Annotated in this window: 4 protein-coding genes; 1 reads left to right on the forward strand and 3 read right to left on the reverse strand. The window is 72.3% G+C overall.

Going from position 1 to position 6,036, the window contains the following annotated elements:
- Positions 1 to 33 precede the first annotated feature (33 nt).
- From efeB to ACFWJ4_RS31865, 3 genes are all read right to left on the reverse strand, one after another.
- Positions 34 to 1,356: an iron uptake transporter deferrochelatase/peroxidase subunit gene (efeB, locus tag ACFWJ4_RS31855; protein ID WP_380550183.1), complete on the reverse strand. Its 1,323-nt coding sequence runs from the start codon at positions 1,354 to 1,356 to the stop codon at positions 34 to 36.
- Positions 1,356 to 3,416 (reverse strand): iron uptake transporter permease EfeU, encoded by a 2,061-nt coding sequence (efeU, locus tag ACFWJ4_RS31860; protein ID WP_380550186.1) that lies wholly within the window; start codon positions 3,414 to 3,416, stop codon positions 1,356 to 1,358. Before efeU ends, efeB begins: the two co-directional genes overlap by 1 nt.
- 241 nt (positions 3,417 to 3,657) lie before the next feature.
- Entirely contained in the window at positions 3,658 to 3,984 is a 327-nt protein-coding gene (locus ACFWJ4_RS31865) for a hypothetical protein (protein WP_359908787.1), read from the reverse strand.
- A 408-nt stretch (positions 3,985 to 4,392) separates the two neighbouring features.
- On the opposite strand from ACFWJ4_RS31865, the gene ACFWJ4_RS31870 reads away from it, so the two are divergent.
- Positions 4,393 to 6,015: a cytochrome bc complex cytochrome b subunit gene (locus ACFWJ4_RS31870; RefSeq protein ID WP_380550192.1), complete on the forward strand. Its 1,623-nt coding sequence runs from the start codon at positions 4,393 to 4,395 to the stop codon at positions 6,013 to 6,015.
- The last annotated feature ends 21 nt before the right edge of the window (positions 6,016 to 6,036 follow it).

Here is a 6,036-nt window from a genome sequence, read left to right on the forward strand (position 1 = left end):
GTGGCAGCGCCGGGCCCGCGGTGGGACCCGCCGTCAGCCGGCGGCCAGCAGCCCCCGCCCGAGCCAGTCGGCCTCGTCCCTCACGCCCGGCAGGACGAAGAAGTACCCGCCGCCGGTCGGCGAGATGTAGTCCACCAGCGGCTCGCCGATCAGCCGGGTCTGGGTGGCCTCGAACTGCCGCACCACGTCCTGCTGGTAGCAGCAGAACACCAGGCCCATGTCCAGGTTGCCCGCCTGGTCGACGCCCCGGTCGTAGTTGAAGCCCCGGCGCAGGATGCGCGAGGTGTCGGTGTCGGCGGTGCGCGGGTTGGCCAGCCGGATGTGCGCGTCGAGCGGGATCGCCTTGCCGTCCGGGTCCTTGGCGTAGTCGGGCGCGTCGGTCTCCCGGGCGCCGTCCAGCGGCGCGCCGGTGTCGCGGCGGCGGCCGAACATCTTCTCCTGCTCGGTGAGGGTGACGCGGTCCCAGAACTCGATCAGCATCCGGATGATGCGGATCACCTGGTAGCTGCCGCCGGTCGCCCAGCCGGGTTCGCCCGTCCCGTCGGCGACCCAGACCAGCCGGTCCATCTCGCGCGCGGAGCCGGTGTCGGGGTTGACGATGCCGTCCTTGAAGCCGAGCAGGTTGCGCTGCGCGCCGTACGGGCGGGACTGGTTCTGGAAGCCGTCGATCCGCCAGAGGATCTGCATCGCGCCCCGGGTGTGCCGGGTGATGTCGCGCAGTGCGTGCAGCATGGTGTCCTGGCGGTCGGCGCAGATCTGCAGCGAGAGGTCGCCGTGCAGTTCGGCGGCCCGGAGGTTGTCGTTCGGGAAGGTCTTCATCGGCGCGAGCCTGACCGGCTTGGCCTTGGCCAGCCCGTAGCGGTCGTCGAAGAGCGAGGCGCCGACGCCGACCGTGACGGTCAGGTGGTCGGCGGGGACGGTCGGGCCGAGGATGCCGCTGTCCGAGGGCGGCGCGCCGACCCCGAGGTCCGGCGGGGTGCCGCCGGCGGTGAGGAAGCGGATCCGCTCGGTCAGGGTCCGGAACAGCGCTTCGAGGCCCTTGCGGTCCTGGGCGATCACCTGGCAGGAGACGAAGGCCGCGAAGCCGGGGGCCGGGGTGGTGACGCCGGCCTGGTGGGCCCCGTGGAACGGCACCGCCCCGGCCTTCTCCTGCCTGCCGTCCCCGGCGGCGGCCTGGCCGGCGCCGAGGGCGAGGCCGCCACCGGCCAGCACGGCCGCGCCGGCACCGGCGCCGAGTGCGGCCCGGACGAAGCTGCGCCGGGCCGGTCCGGCCGGGCAGCCGCCCTCCGCGGCGGCCTCGGCCGGCGCGGTGTGCGGGAAGGGGCAGGACCCGGTGGCTGCGGTGTGGTCGGTCATCAGGCGGCCTTCCGGATTTCGAGCAGGGCGGGGACGGGGGCGAGGTCTTCGAGCAGTTCGCCGGTGGCCCCGTTGAGCTGTCGGCGGGCGTCCGCGGGCAGCCGGTCGACCGGGGTCCAGCCCTCGGGCCGGTGCGCGGCGGCGAGCAGGTCGCCGACCCGCTTCATCCCGGCGTTCGCCTTGACGAGCACCTGCGGGTCCCGCTCGTCGAGCAGCGGCTGGAGCAGCGTCAGCAGTTCCTGGGTGCCGGCCAGGTTGGCCTGGGCGGTGGCCAGGTTGGTGCCGCTGCCCATGTCGGTGTCGCCGGTCAGCTCGAACTGGAGGGTGTTCTCCAGGATCTCGTGGGCGCGCAGCGGCAGGTCGCCGGGGGCGAAGTCCTGCCCGGGGAAGTCGTGCGCCAGCTGGTCGACGTTCTGCGCCAGGTCGTCGGCGACAGGCGTCAGCTCCTCGGCGGACCGGCCGTGCCAGAGGCCGTACTCCAGGCGCAGGAAGCCGGTGAAGCCCGGGTCCATCTCCTTGTCGGCGAGGCCGTCCGGGCGGCCGTCGATCTTGCCGTCGAGGTCGGCGAAGGTGCCGTACGCGGCGCCGAGGGAGGCGTACTGGAGGTGGGCGGCGAGCCAGTCGGCCTTCGCTGTGGCGAGGTCGCCGGAGCGCACGTCGGCCTGGAGCTTCCGGCTCTGCGTGACGAGCGTCGCGAGGCCCTGGCCGACGTACTCCTTGTAGCTGTCGAGCGGGGCCTTGAGGTCGTCCTCGGCGACCGGCTTGACGGCCTTGACCACGGCGGCGCCGCTGACGTGCACGGCGGCCGAGGTGACGGGCTTCCCGCCGGTGGGCACGCAGCGCCAGGCGTAGTCGCCGGAGCCGATGGTGGCGGTCAGGGCGCGGGTGGTGCCGGGGGCCAGGCCCTCGATCTCCCCGTAGACCGAGCCGGTGCCCGGGTCGACGAGGTAGACCTCGGCGACCTTGTCGCCGGTGTTGCGCATCTGGAACACCTGCTGGCCGGGCCGCGGGGCGGCGAAGCCCTTGCCGCACTCCTGCTCGGAGACGGCGACGGTGGCGGAGCCTCCCTGCTTGCCGTCGCTGATCGCGATCACGGCGCCGGCCAGCACCACCGGGACGGCGACCGCCGCGGTCGGCAGCACCCAGCGCGGCCGGCCGGCCCGCGCCGGCGGGGCCTCGGACTCCGCGTCGGCCCCGGCGGGCTTCTGCGCGGCCGCAGCGGCGGGCGCGGCGGCCGGGGCGCTGGTGCCGCCGCGGACGCCCTCGACGAACAGCGTCATCACGATGCCCAGGTAGGCGACGTAGCCGACGACCTGGAGCACCGTCATGGTGACGGTCAGGTTGAGCGTGCCCTGGACGAGCGTCGCGTACCAGGACGAGGCGTCCAGGTGCCCGCCGAGGTCGAAGGCGTACGAGGTGCCGCCGCCGATCAGCCCGGACTCCTGGAGGTCCCGCAGGCCGTAGCCGAGCACGCCCGCCGCGACGACGATCAGGCCGATGCCGGTGATGGTGAAGAACCGGGTGAGGTTCATCCGCAGGGCCCGCCGGTACAGGCCCCAGCAGAGCCCGGCCGAGAGCAGCAGGCCGAGGGCCGCGCCGATCAGCGGCCCGGTGGACTCGCCGGCGGTGCGCACGTTGGTCCACAGGAAGAGCGAGGTCTCCAGGCCCTCCCGGGCGACCGCGAGGAAGCTGGTGAGCACCAGCGCACCGGCGCCCATCGCCAGCGAGGCCCGGACCTTCTCCTTGATCTCGGCGGAGAGGGTGCGCGCCGAGCGTCGCATCCAGAACACCATCGCGGTGACGAAGCCGACCGCGATCAGGCTGAGCACCCCGCCGAAGGCCTCCTGCGCGTGGCCGGAGAGGTTGGCGGCGGTGAAGGTGAGCACCGCGCCGAAGCTCAGGCTGAGCGCGACGGCCGCTGCGACGCCCGTCCACACCTGGGGCAGCCGGGCCCTCTGGTCCGCCCGGACCAGGGTGGCGACCAGGATCGACACGATCAGTCCGGCTTCCAGGCCCTCGCGCAGCCCGATCAGGAAGCTGGGAAACGCCTCGTCCCACATGCGGCGGGCTCCTTCCCCGGGCCCGGCCCGGGTCGTTCACCTGTTCTCGCCTCCGCCGCGGTGGCGGTGGAGCGGCACAGCCGAACGCCCCGGACACCGGGGTCCGGGGCGACGGCTTAGCTTAGGCAAACCTTAGAGCCGGCAAGGTCAACCGCACCCCCGCTTCGGGTAAGGATTCGGTATGAGCCCGCCCTCGCGTTGACCGGGCCCGCGGGCCTCATGGGTCGTCAGGAGTTCGCGGTCACCCCCACCACTGCTCCGGTACCGGCTCCGGCTCGGACGACTCCGGGACCGTCACCGGTTCGGCGCAGCGCACCAGCAGATCGCCCTCCTCCGTCCCGGCGACGAGGTAGCCGCACTCGCGGAGCACGACCGCGGCCGCGCCGCTCAGCGCCGCGAGCGCCTCCCGGGAGGGTGGGCCGCCCGGCTCCGCGCCCGGCGTCCAGCCGACCACCACGCCCTCGGGGTGACGGTCGATCCACAGCGGTGAGGGCCCCGGTCCGGTGTCGAACCCGGCGCGGGCCAGGGCCTCGGTGACGTCCTCGAAGAGTTCACGGTGATCCACCATTGGCGCAGCGTAGGCCCGGGACCACGCGACCCCCGGCCGCGGCGCGCGCCGAAACGGTTCAGCGGCACTCGACCGCAGCATCGGCACCCGTTGGGCCGAGCGGCGGCCAGCCGATCGGGCGTCAGGGGCCCCCGTCCGGCCCGACACGAGCGGCCGGACGGGCCGATGGACGTGCACAGTCGGCCCCCTGCCGACAGCATGACAGAGTAAGCGCTCCATCACCCTGAGCAACGGGTCCAGTGGAACACCTGGTCCGCGCGCCGGTCCGGCCGGCGGGCCCGTATCGAGAGGTCCCATGATCACAACACTTCGCCGGCCGGTGTTCCCGCCGGCGGGCCTCCAGCACGGCACGCCGAGGACGCCGGGGAGCCCGTCGTGAGAACCGACCAGCAGTCGCAGCCGGGACCGGTGACCAGCACGCGCGCCGACCCCGCCAACAAGGCCGAGGCCCTGGCCGACTGGACCGACGGCCGACTGGGCATCTACTCCCTGGCCAAGTCCAATCTGCGCAAGATCTTTCCCGACCACTGGTCCTTCATGCTGGGTGAGATCGCGCTCTACACCTTCGTCATCATCATCCTCACCGGCGTCTGGCTGACCATGTTCTTCACCCCGAGCATGGGCGAGGTCGTCTACGAGGGGACGTACGTCCCGCTCAGGGGCATCGCGATGTCCGAGGCCTACTCCTCGACGCTCAGGATCAGCTTCGACGTGCGCGGCGGCCTGCTGATGCGCCAGATCCACCACTGGGCGGCCATCGTCTTCGTCGCCGCGATGCTGACGCACATGATGCGCGTCTTCTTCACCGGCGCGTTCCGCAAGCCGCGCGAGATCAACTGGGTCTTCGGCGCGCTGCTGCTGATCCTCGGCATGTTCGACGGCTTCATGGGCTACTCGCTGCCGGACGACCTGCTCTCCGGCACCGGCATCCGCTTCATGGAGGGTGCCATCCTCGCCGTCCCGATCGTCGGGTCGTACCTGCAGTTCTTCATGTTCGGCGGCGAGTTCCCGGGCACCGAGATCATCCCCCGGCTGTTCACCGTCCACGTCCTGCTGATCCCGGGCATCATGGTGGGCCTGCTCGCGGCACACCTGATCCTGGTCTTCTACCACAAGCACACCCAGTTCGCCGGGCCCGGCCGGACCAACCAGAACGTGGTCGGCATGCCGCTGCTGCCGGTCTACACGGCCAAGGCGGGCGGCTTCTTCTTCCTGGTCTTCGGCGTGGTCGCGGTGATGTCCGCGATCGCCACGGTCAACCCGATCTGGGCGTACGGGCCGTACCGTCCGGACCAGGTGTCCACCGACGCCCAGCCGGACTGGTACATGGGCTTCTCCGAGGGCCTGATCCGCGTGATGCCCGGCTGGGAGATCAGCGTCTGGGGCGGCCACACCCTCAACCTCGGGGTGTTCATCCCGCTGATGGTCTTCCCGCTCGTGCTGATGGTCGTCTGGGGCTACCCCTTCCTGGAGGCCTGGATCACCGGGGACCGGGGCGAGCACCACATCGCCGACCGGCCGCGCAACGCCCCGGTCCGCACCGCCTTCGGCGCGGCCTGGATCGGCCTCTACCTGCTCCTGCTGGCCGGCGGCGGCAACGACCTGCTGGCCACCCACTTCCAGCTCTCGATCAACGCGATCACCTACGCGGTGCGGATCGGCTTCTTCACCGTGCCGGTGGTCGTCTTCGTGATCACCAAGCGGTGGTGCCTCGGCCTCCAGCGGCGGGACAAGGAGAAGGTGCTGCACGGCCGGGAGACCGGCGTCATCAACCGGCTCCAGCACGGCGAGTTCGTCGAGATCCACGCCCCGCTGCCGCCGGGCCGGCTCTACACCCTCACCGCGCACGACCAGCCCCAGCCCTCCGAGCTGCCGCCCGAGGTGGACGAGAACGGGGTGGCCCGCAAGACCGGGCTGTGGACCCGCACGCGGGTGAAGCTCTCCCGCGGCTTCTACGGCAAGGGCAGCCAGATCGCCAAGCCCACCGTCGAGGAGCACGAGGAGATCAGCAGCGGCCACGGCCACCACTGATTCCCGGGCACGACGAGGGCC

This window comes from Kitasatospora sp. NPDC127067 (assembly GCF_042724755.1).
Taxonomy (GTDB): domain Bacteria; phylum Actinomycetota; class Actinomycetes; order Streptomycetales; family Streptomycetaceae; genus Kitasatospora; species Kitasatospora lactacystinica.